Genomic DNA, 24,585 nt, shown 5'->3' on the forward strand with positions numbered 1-24,585 from the left:
TGTCTATATTTTGTATCTTAGATATTATATTTTATTTCGTCGTTAATTTGTTAAGAAATTTACAATTTTTATTTTAATAAATGAGATTTTTTTAATTTTATTTATTTCAAAAATTATATGAATTTGTGGAGTTATGAAAAAGATTATTTTTTCCATCATATTTTTATTTTTTTCTATAAATGCAGAATGTGTAATATCCAAAGATATTGTAGAAGGAAATATTGATAATGGTAAAGATCTTTTTAAAAAAAATTGTACATCATGTCATTCAATGGATTTGAATAAAAAAATGATAGGTCCAGCATTATCTGGCATAACAGAAAAAAGAAATCGTGAATGGCTTCATAAATGGATAAAAGATAATAAATCATTAAGAAAAAGTGGTGATAAAGAAGCAATTAAAATTTATGAAGATTATAAAAATATAGAAATGAATTCATTTCTACACTTATCAAATAAACAAATTGATGATATTTTATTTTTTATAAAAAATGCAGAATCATCAAAAAAAAAAGAAAGTATAAATAATGTATTAAATGAAAAAAGCTTTATAAAAGAAAATGTTGAAACAGATTTTCTAATAAAATTATTTATATTTTTTTTAATAGTAATATCTATTATCACTATTTTATTATTATATAGAATCTATATTCTATATATTTTATTTAATAAAAATAAAGACATTAATCTTTTTTTTAAAAAAAAAGATTTTTTCATAAAAATTTTATATAAAAATTTCTTAAAAAAAAGTTTAAAAAATTGGTATTTATTGTTTTTTTTTCTAACGACATTTATCATATTTAATATATATTTAATATGGAGTTTATTAATGAGAATAGATGTTAATAAAGGATATCAACCCGAACAACCTATTTATTTTTCTCATAAAATTCATTCTGGAATCAATAAAATAGATTGTGAATATTGCCATTCTAATGCAAAATATGGTAAAACATCTGGTATTCCTTCTGCAAATATTTGTATGAATTGTCATATTACTATTAATGAATATAATGGTGATTATATAGAAAATGGAAAAAGTAAAGATGAATATGATAAAGAAATCAAAAAAATTTATTATGCTATTGGATGGGATGAAAAAAATATGAAATATACTGGAAAAGTTCATCCTATTAAATGGATTAGAATACATAATATGCCTGATTTTGTATATTTTGATCATTCACAACATATTATATCTGGAAATGAACCGATAAAAAAATTCAAAAAAGTTAAAACAGTTTGTAATGCTTGTCATGGAGAAGTCAATGAAATGGATCAAATTAAAATGTCAAATGATTTTACTATGGAATGGTGTCTTTCTTGTCATAGAAATATAGAAATTGATAAAAATAATCAATATTACAAGGAATATTTTTTTCAAAAAAATATTAAAAATGATAAAGATAAAAAAAATACAGTCGACATGATTGGTGGTACAGAATGTGCAAAATGTCACTATTAATAATATAAATAATGATTAATAATAATAAAGAAAAAAAATTTTCGTTAAAAAAATTTTTTAATGATAAAAGTACGAGAAGAGATTTTTTAAAATGGATTGGATTTAGTACCGCTTCAGTCACTTTAGCAGCTTGTAAAGGTCCAGTAATAAAATCAATTCCTTATATAGTAAAACCAGATGAAATTACTCTTGGGGAACCAACTTATTATGCATCTACTATGATAGATTCTTTTGATATAGGATGTGTTTTAGTTAAAACTAGAGAAGGAAGACCAATAAAAATTGAACCTAATCCTACATCTACTTATTTTAATACTGTTTCAGTTCGAATACAATCATCTTTATTATCACTTTATGATGAAGAAAGATTAAAATATCCATATATGAAAGGAAAAAGAAGTAATTGGAAATCAATAGATAATTATATTATTAATAATTTAAAACATTTAAAAAAAACAAAAAAAAAAATTATTTTTATTTCTCCATCCTTTCCTAGTATATCTACAAAAAAATTAATTAACGATTTTAAAAAAAATTATCCTAATACAATATGGATTATATATGATCCAATATCATATTCAAATGCATTAAATGCATCAAAAAAAATTTTTGGGGTTCGTTCTTTTCCTTTTTTTGATATAAAAAATATCAAATTAATAGTATCATTTGATGCAGATTTTTTAGGAGACTGGTATCCAGATAGTATGGTAAAAATTTATTCAAAAAATAGAAGTCCTAATAAAAATATGTTAAAACATATTCATATTGAAAGTAATATGTCTATATCTGGATCTAATGCGGACATACGAATATCAAAAAAACCATCTGAAATAAAAGAAATGTTATTTGATATTTATCAATATATTGTTTTAGAAAAAAAAACTATTAAAGATAAAAAAATATTAAGAATTGCTAATCTCATTAAAAAATTTGGAAATAATAGTGTAATATTTTCTGATGGAGATCAAGAATCATACGAATTATCTTTTTTGATAAATAAAAAATTAAATAGTAATGCTATAAAAAATAATAAATATTTTTTGTCAAAAGATAGTGATAATGATAAAATTAAATCCTTTATAAAAAATTCATACAAAGAAAATATTGGAGCATTATTTATTTATGATACTAATCCTATTTATAGTCTTCCATATCAGTTATCTGATCAATTCAAAAATTTAATAAAAAAAATACCTATGACTGTTTCATTTTCTATGAATAAAAATGAAACTAACAATTTAATGGATATAATTGCTCCTATTCCTCATTGGCTTGAATCTTGGGGAGATACTAATCCAGTATCTAATTATTATACTCTTATTCAACCCACTATAAAAAATATTTTTAATACAAGACAATTTCAAGATTCTTTAATTATTTGGGGAAAGATAAAAGTTAAAAATTACTATGAATATTTAAAAAATGAATGGGAAAATAATATTATACCAAAATCAAATTATTCTTCTTTTAACGAAGCTTTATTTTATGGATATTTAAATGTAAAAAATACGATAATAAATAAGAAAAATAATAATAAAAAATATATTATATATTATATTAAAAAAAATGAAAATAAAATAAATGATAATTTATTAGAACTTAGATTATATACTAAAATAGGTATAGGAGATGGATCACAATATAATAATCCATGGATACAAGAATTTCCTGATCCTATAACAAGAACTACTTGGGGTAATTATCTAACTATATCATATGATGATGCTGTAAAAAGAAATTTAAAAAATTGGTATAGAACAGATGGATCACTAAATGGAAACTGTATTAATTTAATAAAAAACAAAAAAATTTTAATTAAAAATATACCCATACTTATACAACCAGGACAAAGTAATGGTTCTATAGGTTTATCCTTTGGATATGGACAAAAAATAGGAAAATTAACAGATCTATGTCAAGGAATAAATTCGTATAAAATTTATGAAAATTTTAATTTAAATCAATATAATGTACAGATAGAAAAAACTGATAAACTTCATAAGTTTGCTTGTATACAATCACAAAATATTTCATTAGATAGAAATTTAATTAAGGAAATTAATTTAAACACATTTTTAAATTTTCCTAAAAATGTTTGGAATAAAAAAGAAAATAGTCAGTTTAAAGATAAATTTTTAGAAAATAAAAAAGAAGGACATCATTTTAATCTATCTATAGATTTAAACGCGTGTATAGGATGTGGAGCATGTGTAATCGCCTGTCATTCTGAAAATAATGTTCCAGTTGTTGGAAGAAATGAAATAGAAAAATCTAGAGATATGCATTGGATACGTATCGATAGATATTATTCTAATAATAATATTAATTATGATAATACTTCAAATAAAAATAAAATTTCTCATACTAATACTAAGGTATCTTTTCAACCTATAATGTGCCAACATTGTGAGTATGCCCCATGTGAAACAGTTTGTCCAGTAGGAGCTACTTCTCATAGTTTACAAGGACAAAACATGATGACTTATAATCGATGTGTAGGAACTAGATATTGTGCAAACAATTGTCCTTATAAAGTAAGGAGATTTAATTGGTTCAATTATACAAATAATCAAAAATTTGATTTTAATATGAATAATACGTTAGGAAAAATGGTTTTAAATCCAGATGTTGTTATAAGAAGTAGAGGTGTAATGGAAAAATGTTCTTTATGTATTCAAAAAACTCAATATGTTATTGGAAAAGCAAAAAAGGAAAAAAGAAAAATAAAAGACGAAGAATTTAAAACAGCATGTAGCATTGCTTGTCCTACTGATGCCATAACATTTGGAGATATTAATGATAAAAATAGTGAAATATTAAAAAAATTGAATAATTCAAGATCTTATAAACTTCTTGATTTTATAGGTGTCAATCCTAATGTTAATTATTTATTAAAAATAGTAAATGATGAGTAAACTTATAATAAAAAATGTTGGATTATAAAAAATATTATACAAGAAAAAAATTAATTAAAGGAAATAAAACCATAAAAGATATAACTAATGATATTATAAATCCTATAAAAAAAAAGGCAGGAAAATTATGGTGGATTTCCATATGTATATCTATTTTAGCATTTTTATGGGGTGTTATATGTATTATATATACAGTAACTACTGGAATTGGGGTATGGGGATTAAATAGAACGATTAATTGGGCTTGGGATATTACCAATTTTGTATGGTGGGTAGGAATAGGACATGCTGGTACTTTAATATCGGCAGTTTTATTATTATTTCGTCAAAAATGGCGTTTATCTATTAATCGTTCAGCAGAAGCAATGACAATCTTTGCTGTAATACAAGCTGGATTATTTCCAATTATACATATGGGAAGACCGTGGAATGCACATTGGGTATTACCAATTCCGAATCAATTTGGATCTCTATGGCCTAATTTTAATTCTCCTTTGTTATGGGATGTTTTTGCTATAAGTACTTATTTTTCTGTATCCACTGTATTTTGGTTTATTGGATTAATTCCTGATTTTGCAATGATAAGGGACAAAATTTCTAATCCATTTCAAAAAAAAATATATACTATTCTTAGTTTTGGATGGAATGGAAGTGCTAAAGATTGGCAAAGATTTGAAGAAGTATCTCTAATATTAGCTGGTTTATGTACGCCATTAGTTTTTTCGGTACATACCATAGTTTCTTTTGATTTTTCTACTTCAGTAATTAAAGGATGGCATAGTACTATTTTTCCTCCTTATTTTGTAGCAGGAGCTATATTTTCTGGATTTGCAATGGTTCAAACATTGTTAGGAGTTGCTAGAAAAGTTCTTTCTTTAGAAAGTTATATTACTAAAGATCATATTGAATATATGAATATGATTATTTTATTTACAGGAGGTATTGTTTTATTAGCCTACATAACTGAATATATTTTGGCTTGGTACTCTAGTAGTCCTTTTGAAGAATTTATATATTTTTCTGAAAAAGCATCTAGGGGTCCTTTCTGGTGGGCATTTTGGTCTTTAATATTTTGTAATATTATTATTCCTCAATTTTTATGGATTAAATCAGTAAGAAGAAGTTTTTTTTGGTCTTATGTTATAGCAATCATTATAAATATAGGCATGTGGTTTGAAAGATTTGATATTATTGTTCTTAATTTAAGTCATGATTATTTACCATCTTCTTGGACTGGATTTATTCCGTCATTTGTAGATGTTGGGATTTTTATAGGAACTATTGGATTATTTTTTACTCTTTATTTAATTTACATTCGTGTTTTTCCAGTAATATCGCAATCAGAATTAAAAACAATTTTAAAACAAAATAATGATGAAAAATCGTTACAGTAATTTAAATGTACTATATGATAACGAAAATTGTCTTTTAAATAACATTAAAATATTAGTAAAAAAAAATAATTGTTACATATCAAATGTATATTCTCCATATCCAATTCACGGATTAAATAAATTAATAAATTTAAAAAATACTAATTTATCTTTTTTATCTTTTTTATATGGATTGTTAGGATTTTTTTTTTCTATAACTTTGATATGGTATATCATGATTTTTGATTGGCCACAAAATATTGGTGGAAAACCTTCTTTCTCTTTTATAAAGAATTTACCATCGTTTATACCTGTCATATTTGAATTAGTTATTTTTTTTTCTGCACATTTAATGTGTATAACTTATTTATTTCAATGTAAATTATATCCAGGATGTAAAGCTACAAATCCAGATATAAGAACAACAGATTATATTTTTTTAATAAAAATTAGAATAAAAAAAATAGATAAAAATAATATAAAAAAACTTTTGTTAAAAAATGGAGCAATAGAAATCAATTAAAAATAACTTGTTTTATAATGATAAAATATATTTATTATTTTTCTATATCATCAATAATAATTATTTTGAGTTTTATTTTTATTTTTTTTAATGATGAAAAAAAACCAAAAATAGTATATATGCCTGATATGTATTATTCTAATGCATATGAACCATATTCTGATCCAGATTTTATTAAATCTGGTAAATGTAAAAGTATAAACAATAATATTTTTAATTATGAAACTTCCTCTCTTACTCCTGTAAAAAATACAGTTTCTAGAAAAAAATTTTATGATCCTACATCATACTTAATATCAATTAAAGGTCAAAATTTTTCAAAAAAAATAAAAACATCTCCATTGATAAATAAAAATAATATGAATGAAATTTTAAAAGATGGAAAAAGATTATATTATATAAACTGTTCTATCTGTCATGGAGAAAAAGGAGATGGTCAAGGATTTTTAGTAAAAAATGAAAAAATATTAGGAATACCTGATTACAAAGATAGAGAATTAACTGTTGGAAGTGTATATTATGTTATTACATATGGAAAAAATAATATGGGATCTTACTCATCTCAACTTAACGAAATAGATAGATGGAAAGTATCTGAATATGTTATGCATTTAAAAAAATAAAACTATAATTATTAATTAATGATATATCAATTATCTAAAAATTATAAAAAATTTTTTTTATCCACTATAATTTTTGGAATTATATTACTATTATACAAATGGAGTCAATTTTTTTTTAAAAAAAAATTATTGTATATATTTAATGATCAGAAATTATGGACTAGTATATATATATCTTCTATATATTTTTTTTCAATATCTATAGGATCATTATTATTTTTATCTATTCAAAATATTTCAAAATCAGGATGGTCAATCATTATTCATCCAATTATGAATAAAATATCATCTTTTATTCCTTATGGAAGTATTTTGATATTAATTATTTTATTAATTAATATAATACATCCAAACAAACCAATATTTCATTGGATGAATGATTATTTATATAATCCAAAATCTATTTATTATGATAAAATTTTAATGAAAAAAAAGTTATATCTTAATATTCCTTTTTTTTTAATAAGAAATTTATTTTATGTATTAGGTTGTATATTCTTCTATTTTAGAATTAATAAAATATCATATTTTTTAAATGTTTCTTACTCTTTAAAGTATTATAATAAATTATATTCTAATTCTATTTATTTTATCATATTCTTTGCTTTTATTTCTACTTTTCTATCTTGGGATTGGATAATGTCCATTACTCCACATTGGTTTAGTACTTTATTTGGATGGTATTTTTTAAGTGGGATATTAATTAATGGAATAGTTTTTATTACTATTGTTTCAATTTTTCTTAAAAAAATAGGAGTATTTCATTTTTTTAACAAAAGTCATATGAATGATTTAGGAACTTATATTTTTTCCGGTAGTTTATTGTGGAGTTATTTTTGGTTTTCTCAATTTCTTCTTTATTGGTATGGAAATATTCCAGAAGAAATGTTGTATTTTTTTAAAAGAGAAAAATTATATTATAATATCCATTTTTTGATGTTAATTCCAAATTTTATAATTCCATTATTACTGATAAGTAGAAAAAATAAATGTAATTCAAATAGATTATTATTAATATCAATAATAATTTTAATTGGACATTATATAGATCTATTTAATTTAATAGATCCTAATTTTTATAATAAAATATCATTTGGTTTATATGAAATTAGTTCATTATTTATAATAGGAGGATCATTTTTTTATATATTATTATCAAACTTAAAGAATCAAACATTATACCTTACTGAACATCCTTTTTTTAAAGAGAGTAAAGAATATAAAAATCATAATTTATAATGAAACTAATCTATTATCTTTATTGTCTTTAATAAAATTAATAATAGATTTATTTGATCCAAATATAGTTAAAATATCTCCATCTTGCAATAAAGTCTTACCAGTTATTAATCCTATTACATTTTTAGTGGAATTATTTTTATTAGATGAAATTTTTATTTTATCTCGAATTATAGTAATTATAGAAATTGAATATTTTTGTATTAATTTTATATTTTTAACCATTTTTCCACTGAAAGAAAAAGGAGAGAATACTTCAGCAATAGAATGTTTATTATCTACTTGAAAATAATCTAAAGCATAATCAAAAGATAGTTGTCTAGTTAATCTAAATGCCGCATCTTGTTCTGGATGAACAACATTTTTAATTCCCATAGCATTTAATATTGTATCATGTATCTTTGATAAAGATCTACTTATTATTTTAAGATGTTTATAATTTTTTTTTAATATTGCAGTTGTAACTATTGACGATCCTTCATTTTCTCCTATTGCTACAATACCTAAATTAGCTTGATTGATAGGTAACATTTTATATGCTTCTTCATTATTAGCATCCATACATATAACGTTAGCAATATGATCTTTTAATGAGTCTACTTTTTCTATTTTATTATCTATACCAAAAACTTCATGTCCATTATCTGTTAAGCTAAGAGCTAATGCTCTCCCAAAATTTCCTAATCCAATAATTATTATTTTCATGTTTATCTTATCATAAAATTTTAATTAATGATAACATTTTCTTTAGGATATTTATAATAATGAATATTAATTTTATTTCTTTTTAATAAACTAATCATTATATTTATAGACCCTACCCTTCCTAATAGCATTAATAAGATTATTACTAATTTACTTCCAATAGATAAACTAGATGTTATACCTAAAGAAAGACCAGTTGTAGAAAAAGCTGAAACTACTTCAAAAAAAATAGATAAAATATTTTTATATGGATCAAAAAATATTATAGATAATACACATATATAAATAATTATTATGGAAAGCATTATAATAGAAAAAGACAAACGAATAGATTTGTGAGAAATTTCTCTTTTTTGTATTTCCAATCTATGTTTTTTTCTAGATAAAGAAACGATATTTAATAATGCTATTGCAAAAGTAATAGTTTTAATTCCTCCTCCAGTAGAAGATGGAGACGCACCTATCCACATCAATAGCATAGTAAATATGATAGTAAAAGAATGTAGATTTTTTAGATCTAATACATGAAATCCTGCTGTCCTGGAAGAAGTAGAAGAAAAAAACGATACTATCCACTTTCCAAAAAATGATTTATGCTCTAATAGTGAATTATTATATTCACTAATATAATAAAAAATAGTACCAAAGTATAAAAGAAAAATAGTAGTAAATACAACTATTTTTGTATTTAATGTAACTATATGTACAGGATTTCTTATATATTTTTTATAAAAAATTTTATTTATATATTTTTTTAATGTTAATAAAATAAATGTAAAAAAATTGAATACAATATTAAAACCTATACCTCCTAAAATTATTAAAAATGATATTATCAATTGAAACCAATAATTAAACCGAATTACTTCTGAATGTAATCCATCATTAAAAGTAGAAAAACCACTATTACAAAAAGAAGATATAGAATGAAAAATAGAGAAAAAAAATGGATTATCATTATTTAATTTTAATTTAGTATTAAAATGAAAATCATTGTTAATGGATAAATAAATCAAGAATGATCCTACTAATTCTATTATTAGAGTGAATAAAACTACTTTTACAGCAAAAAAAAGAACATTATTTGTTGTTTTTGTATTTAGAAAATTGCTGGCAAAAATTGCTTCTTTAAATGATAAATTATTTTGGAAAAAAAAATTAAAAAAAGAAGTTATTGTTAATATACCAAGCCCTCCTATTTCTATTAATGTTAATAAAATTATTTTTCCTAAAAAAGTAAAATCTTTAGATGTATCTAAAACAATTAATCCAGTAACACAAACAGCACTAGTAGAAGTAAATAATGCATCAATGAATGATATATTTTTTACTGTGGATGCTGGTAACATTAACAATATAGATCCTAAAATAGATAAAAAAATAAAACTAATAATAAATATGAAAATGGGATTATGTATTTTTACATATATTCTTTTCATTATATATGTAGTACGAATTACAAGATAAATTATTAAACTAATAATAGAAAATATTTTAATGTATGATGATATTTCTTTATTTATACCATTATAAATAAAATTTTTTATAAAAAAGATAATAGGTATTATAAGTATAAAAAAAGATAATAATATCATAGATTTATAATCTTTTTCAATTTTTTTATCAAAAAAAATAAATAAATGTAATATATTAATTAAAGATATCATTAATATGATAAATTTTTCACTAAAAAAGTTTGTAAAACAAGACTCACCCCATCCTAGATAAAAAATTATATAAAAAAATATAATTGGATATGAAATTCCTATAATATTTCTAAATATTTTAAAAATCATAATTATTTTAATTCATAAAAATTGCATTAATTTACAAGTAATAATTATTATAGGTATATAGGTAAAAATTGATTAATATTATGAAATTTATTTTTACAAAATTTATTGTAAGATAAATATGACATGTCATAAGATGATATATTATCTTTAATAAAAATATATTTATTTGAATTTTTTAAATAAAAATTAAAATTACTTATTATATATATTTTATGATTTGTTATTTGAAGATAATTAATTTTTTTTCTAATAGAAATAGGATAAAGCATATTGCTATATGAATCAAATAATGTAGTATAAAAAAAATTTTTTTTTGCATATATCATAGGAATGATTAATGTATTTTTTTTATTCTTTATTTTTTTTAAAATCTTTTGAGTTAAAATAGTTAAACTATCCATAGATAATAATGGTATTTTTAATGATATACAAAATCCCTTTGCTGCCGCAATTCCTACTCTTAAAGAAGAATAGGATCCAGGCCCTCTATTTACACAAATAGATTTAATATCTTTTAAACTAACCATTGAAAGTTTTAGAGCGTATTCTATAAATTTATGTAGTTTTTCTGAATGTAAATAACGTTGAGAGGTTTCTTCTACAAGAGATAAGATCTTTCCATTTTTTGATATGGAAACTGAACAATTATTTGTAGAAGTATCTAAATTTAGTATTAAAGACATATAAATAATTTAAAAAAAATATTTTTTATTATGCAAGTAAATAATGTAATTAATTATATAGTTTTTTGGTTAAAAAATTATATAAAAAATTCAAAATCAAATGGATTTGTTGTTGGAATATCTGGTGGAATTGATTCTTCTGTAACATCTTTTTTAGTTGCAAAAACAAATTATCCTACATTATTATTAGAAATCCCATTATTAAAAGATAACGATCTTCCTAGAAAACATGCTAAATTTATGTTAAAAAGATTTTCAAATGTTAGTTATATAAGAAAAAATTTATGTGATTTTTTTAATTTTTTTTGTAAAACTTTTGATATTTATAATAATAAAATAAATAATAATTTAGCATTAGCAAATGCACAGTCTAGAATTCGTATGTTAATACTATATTATTATGCTAATTTAAATAATTATTTAGTTGTTGGTACTGGAAATAAAGTAGAAGATTTTGGAATTGGATTTTTTACAAAATATGGAGATGGGGGAGTAGATTTACAACCTATTGCAGATTTAAATAAAAGTGATATACAAATTATTGCTAAAAAATTAAAAATATTATATGAAATTAGAAATTCTATCCCAACGGATGGTTTATGGAAAGATGAACGTACTGATAAAGAACAAATAGGACTATCTTATGATGATTTAGAATTAGCTATGAAAATAAAAGATAAAAAATTAAAATATTTTTCTAAAAAAGAATATAGTATTATAAAAAAATATCAATATTTACATAATAAAAATAAACATAAAATTATTCCAATTCCTATTTGTCATATCCCAAATTATATGAAATAATTAGTTTATTAATTTTATTTTTTATATTTAAAAATTATATTTTTTTTAAAAAATAAAAATATATAAAACTATATAATTATTGAAGTAATAATATATTATTCATACATCAAATGTTGTGAAAAATATGAATAAAATAATAAAAATAGAAAAACATTTTTTTCAAATTATGAAAATACTTGGTTTAGATATGAATGATAATAATTTGAAACAAACGCCTAAACGTGTTGCTAAAATGTTTGTAGAAGAAATATTTAGTGGTATTCATCCTGAAAATGAACCTAAAATATCTGTTTTTGAAAATAAATACAAGTATAAACAAATGATTATTGAAAAAAACATTACAGTTTATTCTACTTGTGAACATCATTTTCTTCCTATCATTGGAAAAGCACATGTTGGATATATTTCTAATGGAAAAATAATAGGATTATCTAAAATAAATAGAATTGTAAATTTTTATTCAAAAAGACCTCAAGTTCAAGAACGATTAACTGTTCAGATTGTTGACATGTTAAAAAAAATTTTATCAATAAGAGATGTTGCTTGTATTATAGAGGCTAAACATTTATGTGTAAATTCTCGTGGAATAAAAGATATAGATAGTAGTACTATTACTACTGAATTTAGAGGATCATTTAGAGATGATTACAAAATCAAAAGTGAATTTTTTCATCATATTGGATTTTTTTCTTTTAAAACATGAACATTATAAATAAATCTGTTAATATATATATATATAATTCTTTAAAAAAAAAAAAGGAATTATTTGTTCCTATTAATAATAATAATATCGGAATGTACGTATGTGGTCCTACAGTATACAATCATTTACATTTAGGAAATTATCGAACATTTATAGTATTTGATATTATTTTTAGATATTTTAAACATTTGGGGTATAAAGTTTGTTATGTTAGAAATATTACTGATGTAGGTCATTTAGAGGATAATCAAAATGAAATTAATTCAGAAGATAAAATAATAAAAAAATCTCGTAAAGAAGGGATACCTCCAATGGAAGTTGTAAATAAATATACAATATCTTTTCATAAATTTTTAAATATTTTAAATACATTATCACCTAATATAGAACCTACAGCAACAGGTCATATTATAGAGCAAATAGAATTTATTAAAAAATTAATTTATAATAATTATGCTTATGAAATAAACGGATCTGTTTATTTTGATTTAAAAAAATATATTAATACATATTCTTATGGAATACTAAGTGGTAATGATTTAAAAAATTTATCACATTATGAAAGAAAACATAATAAAGAAAAACGTTTTATTCATGATTTTTGTCTTTGGAAAAAAGCTGATGAAAAACATATTATGAAATGGCCATCTCCATGGAGTTACGGATATCCTGGTTGGCATACTGAATGTGTAACAATGAGTACAAAATATTTAGGAAATATATTTGATATCCATGGGGGAGGTATTGATTTAAAATTTCCACATCATGAATGTGAACTAGCTCAATCTAATGCTTTTTATGGTAAAAAAAGTTATTCTCGTTATTGGATTCATACAAATATGTTAATTATAAATGGAAAAAAAATGAGTAAATCCCTAGGAAATAATTTAACTATAAAAGATTTATTATATCAAGATTATTCTCCAAATGTTTTAAAATTATTTATGTTACAACACCATTATAGAAGTATAATTGATTTTTCAATAGAAAAATTAATAGAAACAAAAAAAGGATATAATAAAATAAAATATACTATCGAAATATTAGAAAATTTTATTCCAATTATTCATAATAAAAAAAATATTAAATTAAATTTTAATATATATAATTGGATTTACAAATGTTATAAGTCAATTAATAATGATTTTAATACACCTATGTTAATTTCTAATTTATTTTATGCTTCTAAATTTATTATGTTAGAAGTTCATCATATAACAAAAATTGATTTTAATTTATTAAAAAAATATATGAATTATTTCATATTTGATATACTGGGATTATCTAAATTAGAATTATTAAAAACTTCAAATAAAAAAAATAAAAAATTTGATATTTTAGTAGAAAAACTAATTCATTTTCGTAAAGAAATGAGAGAAAAAAAAAATTGGGGGATATCAGATCGATTACGAAAAGAATTATATGATGTTGGTATTAATATAAATGATAAACAATTATTATAAATTTAATAAAACATGGTTTAAGTCATTTATTAAATCCTCTACATTTTCTATTCCTATAGATAAACGAATAAGAGAGTCTTTTATTCCAACATTTTTTCTTATATTTGATGGAGTAGATTTATGTGTCATAGTTGCTGGATGACAAATTAAACTTTTTGTTCCCCCTAAACTTTCAGCTAATTTAAATAATTTTGTTGATGATACTAATTTTTTAGCATTGTCTATAGTATCTTTTAATAAACTAAAAGAAACAATTCCCCCAAAATATTTTTGTTGTTTTATTGCTACTAAATGATTTTTATGATTAGACAATCCAGGATAATATACATTTTCTATAAATGTAGATTTTTTTTCATTTAAAAATGATGCAATTTTAAAAGCATTTTGAGATTGTTTTTTTATTCTTAAAAATAAAGTTTGACATCCTCTTATAGTAAGCCAACAATCTATTGGAGACAACACTCCTCCAGTAGAATTTTGTATATATTTAAGTTTTTCATATAAATTTTTATCTTTTACTGTAATTAATCCACCTAATACATCAGAATGACCTGATAAATATTTAGTTGCACTGTGAACTACTACATCTGCCCCTAATTTAATTGGATTTTGTATAACGGGAGATGAAAAAGTATTATCCACTATAATTAGTACTTTGGGGTTAATTTTTTTTGAAATTTTACATATTTTTTTTATATCAGAAACTTTAAGAGTTGGGTTGGTAGGAGACTCTATCCATATTAATTTTAATTTTTTTAATTTTGATATAGATATAATTAACTTATTTATATTCGTCATATCTATATAATAAGTTTTAATTCCTAGTTTTTTATATAAATTTAATAATCTAAAAGTTCCTCCATAGATATCATCTATCGCTATTATTTCATCATTGAAATTTAATAATTTTATTATCGCATCGATAGATGCGAGTCCAGAAGAAAAAGCTAAACTATCACAACCATATTCTAATTTTGTAATTAATTTTTCTAATGTTTTTCTTGTAGGATTATTAGTTCTTGTATAATCATATCCTTTATGAACACCTGGAGATTCTTGTACATAAGTAGATGTTTGATATATTGGAGTAGAAATTGCACCAGTAAGTGGATCATACGGGACACCATGGATTAGTTTTGTTTCTTCCTTCATAATAAAATATTTATCTTGTTAAGATCATACAAATTTACTAATAAAAAAATATTAAAAATCATTAAAATTTTTTTATAAAAATATAAATTTGTTATTCAATATTTATTTTTTTAAAAATAATGATTTTAAAATCAATTAAATTAATTGTCATTTGTCTTATTATTTTACTAAATAATAATAAAGAAAAAAATATAAATATATCTGATATTATTTTTCATCATGTAAATGATTCACATGAATGGAGTTTTATAAAAAAAAAAAATATTTGTATTTCACTTCCTATTATATTATGGAATAATGGATTAGAATATTTTTCATCGTATAATTTAATGAATGGAAAGACAATAAAAGGTACTTATGGATATTATCGTTTATTTAAAGAACAAATTTATATTACTAATAAAAATGGAAAATTAAATTTTTTTAATAAAATTTTATACAATAAAAAACCATTAGATTTATCTATAACTAAAAATGTTTTTTGTACTTTTATATCTTCCATTTTATTAATTATTTTTTTTATTTATATGAAAAATAAATATGATACTAATTTATATTTTAATAAATGGAAAATTGGATCATTATTAGAATATATCTTGATTTTCATAAAAGATGAGATTGCAATTCCTTATATAGGAAAAAATATGTACAAAAAATATTTGAATTTTTTATTATCATTATTTTTTTTTATATTAATTAATAATTTGTTAGGAATAATACCAGGATTTCCAAATATTACAGGAAACATTAATACTACATTTTCTTTATCAGCAATTACATTTTTTATAACTATTTTAAATAGTAAAAAATATTATTGGAAACATATTTTTTGGATGCCAAAAGTTCCTATTTTTGTTAAACTAATGTTAGCGCCTATAGAATTAATGGCTTTATTTATACGTCCATTAACATTATGTATTAGATTATTTGCTAATATAATGGCTGGCCATATTTTAATTTTAAGTTTTATTTGTCTTATTTTTATATTTAAAAATATTTTTATTATTGGATTTTCTATATTTTTTGGTTCTTTTATTTCTTTATTAGAAATTATGGTATCATTTCTACAATCTTTTATATTCACAAATTTATCTGCATTAATGATAGGTATATCTATTAAAAATCATAATAAAAATTAATAAAAAATATGAAATGTTATAGATGATATAGATTTAATAGAATTTGTACATTTACAAAAAATATTAAAAATTATAAATATAGATTTAACATAATTTATGGTAGGATCTATCGTAAGTTATAATTAATAAAAAAACATAAAATATTATGGATAATATAGACTTAACATATTCTGGTTTAGCAGCATTAGGGGCTGGTATAGCAGTTATAGGTGCTGGATTAGGAATTGGAAGAATTGGTAGTTCAGCAATGGAAGCCATTGCTAGGCAACCAGAAGCTTCTGATAAAGTACAAAATGCGATGATCATTGCTGCTGCATTAATTGAAGGAGCATCACTATTTGGTATAGTTACAGCATTACTTGCAGTATTTAAATGATTATAATTTTAGTTAATTTTAATTATTTAAAAAAATGGATATAACTGCTCCTTCTTTTGGATTAATTTTTTGGAATATAATAATATTTTCAATATTGATATTCATTCTATCTAAATTTGCTTGGAATCCAATTATTAATTTTATTGATAAAAGAGAAAAAAAAATAAAAGATTCTATTGAAAAAGCAAATTTATTAGAACATAAGTTGAATGAAATAGAGAAAAAAAAAAATGAAATATTGAAAAGTGCTTATGAAAAAAAAGATAGAATTATAAAAGAAACAATTAAAATTAAAAATGATATAAAATTAAAAGCAATAAATGATGGAATTATAGAAAAAGAAAATATCATAAAAAGTTATAAAAATATTCTTAACAGAGAAAGAAATAAATCTTTTCAATTATTAAAAAATGAAATAAAATTTATCTCAATTGAGATAGCAGAAAAAATACTAAGAAAAAAATTGAAAAAAGACCTTGAACAAGAAAATTTTATTAAATGTCTAATTGAAAAATTATAAATAAAGTGGTATTTAATAAAAAGATAATTAAACATTATGCAATGATTCTTTTTGACTATATTAATGATTCAAATCATTCAAAAGTATATCATCGTAGTATAATTAATCTATATATTTCTTTACAAAAAAATTTTTTGTTAAAAAAACTAATGTTTACTTTTTTTATAAAAAAAAATGAAAAAATAATAATTTTAAAAAAAATTATAAATAATATTTTTTTATACCATTTTATAAAAATTTTAATATTAAATGATAGAATTTTTTTGATAGAAAAAATTTTATTAGAATACAACAATATATATGATATAAAAAAAAACAATATTATTAAATGTATACTGACTACTACAATTCCAATAAATAAAACAATACAAAAAATGATAGCAAAAAAAATAATAAATAAAAAAAAAAAATTTATTATAATCAATAATATAAATAAAAATATTATTGGAGGATTTGTATTTGTTCAAATTAAAGAATACAAAGAATGGGATTTTAGTATAAAAAGATATTTAAATGAAATAAATCAAATAATATAAATTATTTTATTAATTATGTCAGATATAAAATATTCTGAAATATCTTCAATTTTAAAAAAACATTTATATAATTTTAAGATAGAATCAAAATTATCTGAATATGGTGTTGTAGTTCAAGTTGGAGATGGAATAGTCAGATCTTTTGGATTAAATCTATCATTTTATGGAGAGATAGTGGAATTCGATAAAAAAAAAATAAAAGGAATTGTCTTAAATCTTGAAGAAGATCATGTTGGTATTGTTCTACTCAATTCATCACAACGAATCATTATAAAAGAAGGGGATCTTGTAAGAAGAACAAAAAAACCTTTTTTTATAAAAGTAGGAAGAGGTTTATTAGGACGTGTTATAAATCCATTAGGAGATCCTATTGACGAAAAAGGTTCTATAAGTGGAACTTTATTTGAAGTTCCAGTAGAAAGAAAAGCACCAGGAGTTATTTATAGAGAACCGGTAAAAGAACCCTTGCAGACAGGAATAAAATTTATAGACTCAATGATTCCTATAGGTAAGGGACAAAGAGAATTAATTATTGGAGATAGACAAACTGGAAAAACTTCTATTGCTATAGATATTATTATTAATCAAAAAAAATTTTTTAAAAAAAATCCAGTTTATTGTATTTATGTTGCAATAGGTCAAAAAGCTTCTACTATAGCTAGAATAAAAAAAATATTAGAAGATAACAATGCAATGTATTATACCATAATAGTTTCTTCTAATGCCAATGATTCTGCATCAATGCAGGTATATGCACCTTTTTCTGGAACTTCTATAGGAGAATATTTTAGAGATTTAGGAGAATCTGCTCTAATTATATATGATGACTTATCTAAACAAGCAATTTCCTATAGAGAGATATCTTTATTATTAAGAAGGCCACCTGGAAGAGAAGCTTATCCAGGTGATGTATTTTATTTACATTCTCGTTTATTAGAAAGATCATCTAAAATTATAAGAGATCAAGATATAGCAAAAGAAATGAATGATATACCAAAATCTATAAAAAATTTTGTAAAGGGAGGTGGATCATTAACTGCTATACCAATTATTGAAACACAATCTGGAGATATATCATCTTATATACCAACTAATATAATATCTATTACTGATGGACAAATTTTTTTAGAAAAAGAATTATTTAATTCAGGAATACGTCCTGCAATTAATGAAAGTATTTCTGTATCCCGTGTAGGAGGTAATGCACAAATTGAATCTATGAGAAAAATATCTGCAACTCTAAAATTAAATCAGGCTCAATTTAAAGAATTAGAATCATTTTCAAAATTTGGATCAGAATTAGATTCTTCTACTATGAAAATTATAAAAAAAGGTAGAATAAATATGGAAATTTTAAAACAAGAATTATTAAATCCATATAAAATATCTGATCAAATTGCAATAATTTATATCGGAACAAAAAATATATTAGAAGATATACCAATTGATAAAATTAATCTATTTGAAAAAGAATATTTATTTTGTTTAAATAAAGAACATAATAAATTATTAGAATCGTTAAATAATGGTATTCTTAACGATGAAATATCAAAAAAATTAGAAAATGTTGCTATTAGTATAATAAATAAAATAAAACTGTAGTCAGTAACATGTCAAATTTAAAAGAGATTAAAAAAAAAATATATTCAATTAATTCAGTTATAAAAACTACAGAAGCTATGAAAATGATTTCTATATCAGAATTAAAAAAATATAAAAAACTTTTAAATCATATTGTAATTTACATGAATTATATGGAATTATTATTTATTGATTTAACAAAATTAGAAAAAAATATTTTTTTTTTAGAAAAAAGAAAAAATGGTAAAAAATTATTTATAATATTTACGTCTGACAAAGGATTATGTGGATCTTTTAATTTTTTAATTTTTGAAAAAATTATTCAAATTATAAAAGAAAAAGATTTAAACTATGAAAATTTTATGTTTTTTCCTATAGGAAAAAAAGGAATAGATTTTATCTATGAAAAAAAATTAAATAATTATTGGAATTATATTTTTTCATTAAAAAAAATTAAAATTTTTGTATCAAAAATAATAAAAGATTTTTGTAAAAAAAAAATATCATCAATATATTTGATTTATCATTCATTTAAAAAAAATAAAATTGTTATTGAAAAATTATTACCAATAATTCTTTATAAAAAAAACCATTCAAAATTTGGTATAAATCCTATTTTAGAATCTTCAAAAAAAAAAATATTTAATTATTTTATTCATAATTTTATTTCGATAAAATTAAGAAAAATTTTTTTAGAATCTATGTCCTCAGAACATACATTTCGTATGATTTCTATGAATAAAGCAACAGACAATGCTTCTGAGATTAAAAAAGATTTAATATTAAATTATAATAAAGAAAGACAAAATACTATTACTAAAGAAATATTAGAGATTATAAGCGGATTAGAATCAATTTAATATATGAAAAATAATATTATGTTAACAGGAATTAGAAGTACAGGAATTCCTCATTTAGGTAATATTTTAAGTGTTATTATTCCGTCTATTAAAATATCTAATAACAAAAAAAAAATAAATTCATCATTTATATTTATAGCGGATTTACATTCTTTAATTGATGATAATAAATATATTAAAGAAAGTATTTATCAAATTATGTCTACATGGTTATCATTTGGATTAAATATAAATAATTGTCTATTTTATAGACAATCTGATATCTCATCAGAAGTAACAGAACTTGCATGGTATTTTAGTTGTATTTTTCCTTATAAAAGATTAACATTATCTCATTCTTTTAAAGAAAGAATTTATAAAAATAATGAAAAAATAAATGTAGGTTTATTTACTTATCCAATTTTAATGGCTGCAGATATTTTATTATTTGATGGATCAATTATACCTATAGGAAAAGATCAAATACAACACATAGAAATTACTAGACGTATAGCTAAAACTTTTAATAAAAAAATAAATAATAAAATATTTACGATACCAAATCCATTATTACAAAAAAAATATTCATCTATTATTGGAATAGACGGAAAAAAAATGAGTAAGTCTAAGAATAATTGGATTAATATTTTTTCTCCAGAAAAAGAATTAAAGAAAAAAATCATGAAAATCTATACGGATAATAAATCTTTTAATGATAAAAAAAATCCAAAAAATAATTCTATTATATCTTTATATAAATTAATAGCTCCTTTAAATAAAGTAGAAGAAATGGAAAGAAAATTAAGAATTGGTGGCTATGGATATTTAGAATTTAAAATTGAACTATATAAATATATTATAAAAAAATTTTCATCAGAAAGAAATAAATTTATTTATTATATGAATAATAAAAAATTATTAGATAACATATTATTTTTAGGAGCAAAAAAGGCAAAAATCATAGCTAAAAAAAAATTAAATTCTATTAGAAAACATTTAAATTTTAATTCATTGATTTTATGATTTTTTACTTAAAGTAGTTAAGTATTATTATACAAAAGTTTGGATAAATACTTTCAAAAATTTTAACTTAACAATATAATAAAGTAAAAATTTAAAAAAAATACTTTATAATTATGAATAATATTAATCAAAAAAATACTGAAAATACTATTAAAAATTCTTCTAATTCTAATAATCTTAATTCACGATTGAATAAAAAAAATAATGAAAATGGAATAAAAGAAAAAAAAATTTTGGAAGAAAATAAAATTCTAGAAGAAAAATTAGAAAAAGAAAAAGATAAATTTTTACGTTTATTTGCAGAGTTTGAAAACTATAAAAAACGTATTCAAAAAGAAAAACTTGATGTATTTAGTATTATTCATGAAAAAATTATTATTGATTTAATACCTATTTTAGATGATTTCAAAAGAGGAATGAAAGAATTAAAAAAATATAATGAAAAAGAAGAATCAATAATGAAAGGAATATTATTAATACAAGATAAATTTATAAAAATATTAAAAGAAAAAGGACTTAATAAAATAAAAATAAAAAAAGGTGACGAATTTAACACAGATTTTCATGAAGCAATTACACAAATTCCTGCTATAAAAGAAAATCTAAAAGGTAAAATTATTGATATCATAGAAGATGGATATATATTAAAAGACAAAGTAATAAGACATGCTAAAGTTATTACTGGAAAATAACTATTAAACAAATTAAAAATAATTTTTTTCATGATGAAAAAAGATTATTACGAAGTATTAGGAGTTTCTAGAAATGCTTCTTATGAAGAAATAAAAAGAGCTTATAGAAAATTAGCAATAAAATATCATCCAGATAAAAATTTGGACAATAAAAAAATAGCGGAAGAAAAATTTAAGGAAGCTGCTGAAGCATATGAAATATTGGGAAATGAGGAAAAAAGAAACAGATATGATAAATTTGGACATTCTGGAGTAAAAGGTAGTTCTAGCTCTAGTTCTGGTATGAATATGGAAGATATTTTTACGAATTTTGGTGATATTTTTTCTGATGCTTTTGGAGATGGATTTTCAAATTTTGGATTTGGAAAATCTTCTAATAGAAAAATTATAAAAGGAAGTGATTTAAGAATTAGAGTAAAACTAACTCTAGAAGAAATAGCCAATGGTACAGAAAAAAAAGTAAAAGTAAAAAGACTAAAAGCAGCAAAAGGAGTAAAAATAAGTAATTGTTCTTATTGTAATGGTAGTGGACAAAAAATTAGAATCACTAATACTATATTAGGTAGAATGCAGACTACTACACAATGTGGATCATGTTATGGTACTGGAAAAAATGCAGAAAATATACCATATGGAGCAAATAAATATGGATTAATAAAAGAAGAGGAATTAGTCAATATAAAAATACCAGCAGGTATTACAGAAGGTATTCAATTAAAAATTACAGAGAAGGGAAATGAAGGGCCATTTAATGGATTATCAGGAGATTTAATTGTCTTAGTAGAAGAAATTCCCCACAATAATTTAAAAAGAGAAGGTTCTAATTTACATTATGATTTATATATTTCTTTTTCAGATGCTATATTAGGAGCAACTAAAGAAATTCCAACTATTAACGGAAGAGCTAGAATAAAAATAGATCCTGGAACACAATCAGGAAAAACATTAAGACTAAAAAATAAAGGTATACCTAATATTGAAGGATATGGAAATGGAAGTATGTTTATTCATGTTAATGTATGGACTCCAAAAAAAATTAACGATGAACAAAGAAATTTTTTCGAAAAAATGAAAAAGAATGAAAATTTTCTTCCACATCCTGGAAATAAAGAAAAATCTTTTTTTGATAAAGTAAGAGAAATGTTTTCTTAAATAAAATGAAAAAAGTAGTTGTTGTAGCTCTATCAGGAGGTGTTGATTCTAGTGTATCTGCATTGATTCTTAAAAAAAGTGGATATAATGTAATTGGATTATTTATGAATAATTGGGATGATAAAAATTATAATTGTTCATTAAGATTAACAAGTGATAGTATAGACGCTATGGTTGTAGCTAACAAATTAAATATTCCATTTCAAATAATAGAAATGAAAAAAGAATATAATAAATATATTATCAATTATATGTTTAATGAATATAAAATTGGAAATACTCCTAATCCAGATATTTTATGTAATAAAATAATTAAGTTTAATCTATTTTTAAAAATAGCGATAAGAAATTTTAATGCAGATTTTATTGCAACTGGACATTACGTAAAAAAAGTAACAATAACAAAAAAAAAAAAAAAGATTCATAAAATTTTTATAGGAAAAGATTTAAATAAAGATCAATCATATTTCTTATGTCAATTAAATCAAACACAATTACAAAAATCATTATTTCCATTAGGAATGCTAACGAAAAAAAAAGTTAGAAAAATAGCAGAACAAAATGGATTATATAATGCGTATAAAAAAGATTCTCAGGGATTATGTTTTGTTGGAAAAATAACCTTATCTAAATTTCTTCATACTAGAATCAATCCAAAAAAAGGAAAAATTATTAATATAAAATCTAATTCAAAAATTTTATACGATAAAAAATATAAAAATCACTATTCTAAAGAAGAATTAATTTTATTATCAAAAAAAATAAAATACAAAGAATCAGATGGAAAAATAATAGGGTATCATCAAGGAGCTTATCTATTTACTATAGGACAAAGAAAAGGAATATCTATTGGTGGATTTAAAAATCCAATTTTTGTAATTGATACCGATATAAAAAAAAATATAGTGTATACAGGTATGGGAAAAAATCATCCTGGATTATATAGAAAATGCTTATTTATTAAAGAAAAAAATATCCATTGGATTCACAAAAATATTCTATTAACTGAAGAAAAAAAAATGAATGTTTTATCTAGAATTAGATATAGACAACCATTGCAAAAATCTTTTTTATATAAAATAAAAACAGGAATTTTAATAATATTTGAAAATATGCAATATGCGATTTCCGGAGGACAATTTGCTGTATGGTACAATTTTCATAATGAATTAATCGGATCTGGAATTATTTCTGAATAATAAAATTAATCATTATTATTTTTATATTATCATTTTTTCTATTTTTGCATAAATAATGTTTTATTTTTTTATACTTCATCAATT

At 21.2% G+C, this 24,585-nt stretch carries 23 protein-coding genes; 19 read left to right on the forward strand and 4 right to left on the reverse strand.

Annotated elements, in window-relative coordinates; genetic code table 11:
* Window positions 1–133: 133 nt before the first annotated feature.
* The 6 genes from H0H33_RS00255 to H0H33_RS00280 are packed head-to-tail and all read left to right on the forward strand — an operon-like array spanning window position 134 to window position 8,138.
* Complete coding sequence (locus H0H33_RS00255) at window positions 134–1,465, forward strand: c-type cytochrome (protein WP_185877927.1); 1,332 nt, start codon at window positions 134–136, stop codon at window positions 1,463–1,465.
* Between the two features lie 11 nt (window positions 1,466–1,476).
* A complete protein-coding gene (locus tag H0H33_RS00260) occupies window positions 1,477–4,380 on the forward strand; it encodes a 4Fe-4S dicluster domain-containing protein (protein WP_185877928.1) in 2,904 nt (967 codons plus the stop codon).
* Window positions 4,381–4,394: 14 nt separating this feature from the next.
* Window positions 4,395–5,774 carry an NrfD/PsrC family molybdoenzyme membrane anchor subunit gene (nrfD, locus tag H0H33_RS00265; protein ID WP_185877929.1) on the forward strand — a complete coding sequence of 460 codons (1,380 nt, stop codon included), beginning with the start codon at window positions 4,395–4,397 and terminating at the stop codon, window positions 5,772–5,774.
* Window positions 5,755–6,276: a DUF3341 domain-containing protein gene (locus H0H33_RS00270; RefSeq protein ID WP_185877930.1), complete on the forward strand. Its 522-nt coding sequence runs from the start codon at window positions 5,755–5,757 to the stop codon at window positions 6,274–6,276. The genes nrfD and H0H33_RS00270 overlap by 20 nt, the downstream gene beginning before the upstream one ends.
* A 17-nt stretch (window positions 6,277–6,293) precedes the next feature.
* Window positions 6,294–6,899 (forward strand): c-type cytochrome, encoded by a 606-nt coding sequence (locus H0H33_RS00275; protein WP_185877931.1) that lies wholly within the window; start codon window positions 6,294–6,296, stop codon window positions 6,897–6,899.
* An 18-nt stretch (window positions 6,900–6,917) separates the two neighbouring features.
* A complete protein-coding gene (locus H0H33_RS00280; RefSeq protein ID WP_238785612.1) occupies window positions 6,918–8,138 on the forward strand; it encodes a hypothetical protein in 1,221 nt (406 codons plus the stop codon).
* On the opposite strand, the gene H0H33_RS00285 is transcribed toward H0H33_RS00280, so the two are convergent.
* From H0H33_RS00285 to tsaB, 3 genes are read right to left on the reverse strand one after another with little or no spacing between them, the layout of a single operon-like run.
* Window positions 8,133–8,843 (reverse strand): potassium channel family protein, encoded by a 711-nt coding sequence (locus H0H33_RS00285; protein WP_185877932.1) that lies wholly within the window; start codon window positions 8,841–8,843, stop codon window positions 8,133–8,135. The two genes, H0H33_RS00280 and H0H33_RS00285, sit on opposite strands and share 6 nt — an antisense overlap.
* A 20-nt stretch (window positions 8,844–8,863) precedes the next feature.
* Window positions 8,864–10,639 carry a TrkH family potassium uptake protein gene (locus H0H33_RS00290; protein WP_185877933.1) on the reverse strand — a complete coding sequence of 592 codons (1,776 nt, stop codon included), beginning with the start codon at window positions 10,637–10,639 and terminating at the stop codon, window positions 8,864–8,866.
* A 47-nt stretch (window positions 10,640–10,686) separates the two neighbouring features.
* Window positions 10,687–11,322, reverse strand: coding sequence for a tRNA (adenosine(37)-N6)-threonylcarbamoyltransferase complex dimerization subunit type 1 TsaB (tsaB, locus tag H0H33_RS00295; RefSeq protein WP_185877934.1), 636 nt, complete (start codon window positions 11,320–11,322; stop codon window positions 10,687–10,689).
* Window positions 11,323–11,352: 30 nt separating this feature from the next.
* Here tsaB and nadE point away from each other — a divergent pair, with 30 nt between their 5' ends.
* From nadE to cysS, 3 genes are all read left to right on the forward strand, one after another.
* Window positions 11,353–12,126 carry an NAD(+) synthase gene (nadE, locus tag H0H33_RS00300; protein WP_185877935.1) on the forward strand — a complete coding sequence of 258 codons (774 nt, stop codon included), beginning with the start codon at window positions 11,353–11,355 and terminating at the stop codon, window positions 12,124–12,126.
* 124 nt (window positions 12,127–12,250) lie between these two features.
* Window positions 12,251–12,829, forward strand: a complete 579-nt coding sequence (gene folE, locus H0H33_RS00305) for a GTP cyclohydrolase I FolE (protein WP_185877936.1) — start codon at window positions 12,251–12,253, stop codon at window positions 12,827–12,829.
* On the forward strand, window positions 12,826–14,292 hold the full coding sequence (gene cysS / locus H0H33_RS00310; RefSeq protein ID WP_185877937.1) for a cysteine--tRNA ligase: 1,467 nt from the start codon (window positions 12,826–12,828) through the stop codon (window positions 14,290–14,292). The genes folE and cysS overlap by 4 nt, the downstream gene beginning before the upstream one ends.
* Here the strand turns inward: cysS and H0H33_RS00315 are convergent.
* Window positions 14,287–15,444, reverse strand: a complete 1,158-nt coding sequence (locus H0H33_RS00315) for a trans-sulfuration enzyme family protein (protein WP_185877938.1) — start codon at window positions 15,442–15,444, stop codon at window positions 14,287–14,289. The two genes, cysS and H0H33_RS00315, sit on opposite strands and share 6 nt — an antisense overlap.
* A 119-nt stretch (window positions 15,445–15,563) precedes the next feature.
* Here H0H33_RS00315 and atpB point away from each other — a divergent pair, with 119 nt between their 5' ends.
* The 10 genes from atpB to mnmA all read left to right on the forward strand — a co-directional run bounded on the left by atpB (window position 15,564) and on the right by mnmA (window position 24,501).
* A complete protein-coding gene (gene atpB, locus H0H33_RS00320; protein WP_185877939.1) occupies window positions 15,564–16,583 on the forward strand; it encodes a F0F1 ATP synthase subunit A in 1,020 nt (339 codons plus the stop codon).
* 145 nt (window positions 16,584–16,728) lie between these two features.
* A complete protein-coding gene (gene atpE / locus H0H33_RS00325; RefSeq protein ID WP_185873358.1) occupies window positions 16,729–16,959 on the forward strand; it encodes an ATP synthase F0 subunit C in 231 nt (76 codons plus the stop codon).
* Window positions 16,960–16,993: 34 nt separating this feature from the next.
* Window positions 16,994–17,479: a F0F1 ATP synthase subunit B gene (atpF, locus tag H0H33_RS00330; protein ID WP_185877940.1), complete on the forward strand. Its 486-nt coding sequence runs from the start codon at window positions 16,994–16,996 to the stop codon at window positions 17,477–17,479.
* A 5-nt stretch (window positions 17,480–17,484) separates the two neighbouring features.
* Window positions 17,485–18,015 (forward strand): F0F1 ATP synthase subunit delta, encoded by a 531-nt coding sequence (locus H0H33_RS00335; protein WP_185877941.1) that lies wholly within the window; start codon window positions 17,485–17,487, stop codon window positions 18,013–18,015.
* A 15-nt stretch (window positions 18,016–18,030) separates the two neighbouring features.
* The gene (atpA, locus tag H0H33_RS00340; protein WP_185877942.1) at window positions 18,031–19,617 is read left to right on the forward strand and encodes a F0F1 ATP synthase subunit alpha; all 1,587 of its coding nucleotides are present in this window, start codon (window positions 18,031–18,033) and stop codon (window positions 19,615–19,617) included.
* Between the two features lie 8 nt (window positions 19,618–19,625).
* A complete protein-coding gene (locus H0H33_RS00345; protein ID WP_185877943.1) occupies window positions 19,626–20,456 on the forward strand; it encodes a F0F1 ATP synthase subunit gamma in 831 nt (276 codons plus the stop codon).
* A gap of 3 nt (window positions 20,457–20,459) precedes the next feature.
* Window positions 20,460–21,458, forward strand: coding sequence for a tryptophan--tRNA ligase (gene trpS, locus H0H33_RS00350; protein WP_185877944.1), 999 nt, complete (start codon window positions 20,460–20,462; stop codon window positions 21,456–21,458).
* Between the two features lie 113 nt (window positions 21,459–21,571).
* The gene (locus tag H0H33_RS00355; protein ID WP_185877945.1) at window positions 21,572–22,150 is read left to right on the forward strand and encodes a nucleotide exchange factor GrpE; all 579 of its coding nucleotides are present in this window, start codon (window positions 21,572–21,574) and stop codon (window positions 22,148–22,150) included.
* 30 nt (window positions 22,151–22,180) lie between these two features.
* Window positions 22,181–23,302 (forward strand): DnaJ C-terminal domain-containing protein, encoded by a 1,122-nt coding sequence (locus tag H0H33_RS00360; RefSeq protein WP_185877946.1) that lies wholly within the window; start codon window positions 22,181–22,183, stop codon window positions 23,300–23,302.
* Window positions 23,303–23,307: 5 nt separating this feature from the next.
* Entirely contained in the window at window positions 23,308–24,501 is a 1,194-nt protein-coding gene (mnmA, locus tag H0H33_RS00365) for a tRNA 2-thiouridine(34) synthase MnmA (RefSeq protein ID WP_185877947.1), read from the forward strand.
* Window positions 24,502–24,585: the final 84 nt, after the last annotated feature.

Origin of the sequence: Blattabacterium cuenoti (genome assembly GCF_014252415.1) — a bacterium.
Lineage (GTDB): Bacteria > Bacteroidota > Bacteroidia > Flavobacteriales > Blattabacteriaceae > Blattabacterium > Blattabacterium cuenoti_Y.

Bases quoted from the DNA above. Each gene is read 5' to 3' on its own strand.
- H0H33_RS00255 (WP_185877927.1), top strand. From the start codon at position 134: ATGAAAAAGATTATTTTTTCCATCATATTTTTATTTTTTTCTATAAAT.
- H0H33_RS00260 (WP_185877928.1), top strand. From the start codon at position 1,477: ATGATTAATAATAATAAAGAAAAAAAATTTTCGTTAAAAAAATTTTTT.
- nrfD (WP_185877929.1), top strand. From the start codon at position 4,395: ATGTTGGATTATAAAAAATATTATACAAGAAAAAAATTAATTAAAGGA.
- H0H33_RS00270 (WP_185877930.1), top strand. From the start codon at position 5,755: ATGAAAAATCGTTACAGTAATTTAAATGTACTATATGATAACGAAAAT.
- H0H33_RS00275 (WP_185877931.1), top strand. From the start codon at position 6,294: ATGATAAAATATATTTATTATTTTTCTATATCATCAATAATAATTATT.
- H0H33_RS00280 (WP_238785612.1), top strand. From the start codon at position 6,918: ATGATATATCAATTATCTAAAAATTATAAAAAATTTTTTTTATCCACT.
- H0H33_RS00285 (WP_185877932.1), bottom strand. From the start codon at position 8,843: ATGAAAATAATAATTATTGGATTAGGAAATTTTGGGAGAGCATTAGCT.
- H0H33_RS00290 (WP_185877933.1), bottom strand. From the start codon at position 10,639: ATGATTTTTAAAATATTTAGAAATATTATAGGAATTTCATATCCAATT.
- tsaB (WP_185877934.1), bottom strand. From the start codon at position 11,322: ATGTCTTTAATACTAAATTTAGATACTTCTACAAATAATTGTTCAGTT.
- nadE (WP_185877935.1), top strand. From the start codon at position 11,353: ATGCAAGTAAATAATGTAATTAATTATATAGTTTTTTGGTTAAAAAAT.
- folE (WP_185877936.1), top strand. From the start codon at position 12,251: ATGAATAAAATAATAAAAATAGAAAAACATTTTTTTCAAATTATGAAA.
- cysS (WP_185877937.1), top strand. From the start codon at position 12,826: ATGAACATTATAAATAAATCTGTTAATATATATATATATAATTCTTTA.
- H0H33_RS00315 (WP_185877938.1), bottom strand. From the start codon at position 15,444: ATGAAGGAAGAAACAAAACTAATCCATGGTGTCCCGTATGATCCACTT.
- atpB (WP_185877939.1), top strand. From the start codon at position 15,564: ATGATTTTAAAATCAATTAAATTAATTGTCATTTGTCTTATTATTTTA.
- atpE (WP_185873358.1), top strand. From the start codon at position 16,729: ATGGATAATATAGACTTAACATATTCTGGTTTAGCAGCATTAGGGGCT.
- atpF (WP_185877940.1), top strand. From the start codon at position 16,994: ATGGATATAACTGCTCCTTCTTTTGGATTAATTTTTTGGAATATAATA.
- atpA (WP_185877942.1), top strand. From the start codon at position 18,031: ATGTCAGATATAAAATATTCTGAAATATCTTCAATTTTAAAAAAACAT.
- H0H33_RS00345 (WP_185877943.1), top strand. From the start codon at position 19,626: ATGTCAAATTTAAAAGAGATTAAAAAAAAAATATATTCAATTAATTCA.
- trpS (WP_185877944.1), top strand. From the start codon at position 20,460: ATGAAAAATAATATTATGTTAACAGGAATTAGAAGTACAGGAATTCCT.
- H0H33_RS00355 (WP_185877945.1), top strand. From the start codon at position 21,572: ATGAATAATATTAATCAAAAAAATACTGAAAATACTATTAAAAATTCT.
- H0H33_RS00360 (WP_185877946.1), top strand. From the start codon at position 22,181: ATGATGAAAAAAGATTATTACGAAGTATTAGGAGTTTCTAGAAATGCT.
- mnmA (WP_185877947.1), top strand. From the start codon at position 23,308: ATGAAAAAAGTAGTTGTTGTAGCTCTATCAGGAGGTGTTGATTCTAGT.